Raw genomic sequence first — 1,562 nt, forward strand, 5'->3', positions numbered from 1 at the left:
GGAGGTCTGCGCGGAATAGGGGTGAAGGCTGACTGGCTACTGAGCCTCAAGGGAGGCAGGGGCCTCCAGCACGAAGTAGACGCAAAAAAGCCGGCTGCGTGTCAGCAGCCGGCGGATGTTGTGGGCCAGGAGTTTGAGGAGGACTTCGGCGCGGACGGTGCTGGGGTGGCGGGAGCTGAGACGACGGAATCGCATGTCGTGCTGCACGGAGGCGAACACCGGCTCCACGGTGGCGATGCGCTGGTTGTAGCGGGCCGCGGCCCCCCGTTGGGACATGCGCAGGAGCATGGCCTGGCGAAAGCGTTCGTACTCCCAGCGCACGGTGAGTTTGCGGCGCAGGCCCTTTGTGCACCGCGGACGCAAGGAGCAGTCCGCGCATCCGACGCCGAAGTAGGCTTCGCACGCGCCAGAAGTATCGCGCACGGGCCCGTGCATGGTGCGCCTCGCCGGACACACCACGGCTCGCTTCGAGGGTTGAAACTCAAAGGCCTCGCGCGGGAGCATGCCGGGTTTGTTGGCCAGCGGGCCCGTCGGGGAGGACTCCTTGAGAAGCACATCCACCCAGGCACGGTTGAGCGTGGCGAAGCGCAAGTCCTCCTCGCTCCAGTAGCCCGCGTCGCCGGCCACCTGGAGTCGCGCCGGCATGGGCAGTCCGGCCTGGTGCAGCACGCGCCGCGCCTCCAGGAGGGCGTGCTCCAAGTGGCCCTTGTCATTGCCCGTGGCCGACAGCAGCACTCCCACCACCAGTCGCTGCCGCGCCCCACTGGAAACCACCGTCACCCGGTGGCCCGGGTGCACCCCATTGCCGGGAAACTGCATCAGCCCCGCGCTGGGGTTGCTGAGCACCACGGTGGCGGCCCCCCGCTCCTGGCACAACTGGACGGCCTGCTGGTGGCGCTGCACCTGCTCCTGGTGCTTCTTTTGCCCTTGCTGCGTCAGCGCGTCAGCGTCCACCTGGGCCAAGGCCTTGAGGCGCTGAAGCGAGTGGCGGTGCACGCGCACCTGGCTGCCGCTGGCGTGCGCCCGCAGACGCACGCTATCGACGGCCAGCGCCTGCTCCTCGATGAGGCCCTCCTGGCAGGCCCACCGGACGGTTTCTTCCAGCGCCGCCAGGAAGAGGGGCCCCTGGCTGGCGCGGAAGCGGTTGAGCACCGAGCGGCTGACGAAGTGGCCCGCGCTCAACAGCCGCAGCGCCAGGTCCGTCCGCAGCGCATGCGCCAGCTGCGTGCCCTGGTGCACGCCAATGAGGCTGCCGTACACCCAGAGCGCCAGCAACTCGCGCGGCGCGTACCCCTTCTGCCCCAACGCCGAGTACCCCGCCTCCACCCGCCCCAAGTCGAAGCGCTTCACCACCTCGCGCACCTTCCGGGCCAGGTGCTCCCGCGGCACCAGTCGCTCCGCCGCGGCAAGCACCTCGCGCTCCGCTCCCTTGAAGCGCGGCGTCGGGTCCTTGGCGACGCGGCGTCTGCTCCGCTGCTCCGCAGACGAGCAGGAGGCTCCCTCTTCTGACGTCATCTCCCTTCTACAGGACCCATCAGATTGCTTATTCCGCGCAACCCTCC

At 69.2% G+C, this 1,562-nt stretch carries 1 protein-coding gene; it reads right to left on the bottom strand.

What is annotated here, in order from left to right; genetic code table 11:
• Positions 1-36 precede the first annotated feature (36 nt).
• The gene (locus tag D7V77_RS41920) at positions 37-1,515 is read right to left on the bottom strand and encodes a transposase (protein ID WP_120581722.1); all 1,479 of its coding nucleotides are present in this window, start codon (positions 1,513-1,515) and stop codon (positions 37-39) included.
• Positions 1,516-1,562: the final 47 nt, after the last annotated feature.

Origin of the sequence: Corallococcus sp. CA041A (assembly GCF_003612075.1) — a bacterium.
GTDB lineage: Bacteria > Myxococcota > Myxococcia > Myxococcales > Myxococcaceae > Corallococcus > Corallococcus exiguus.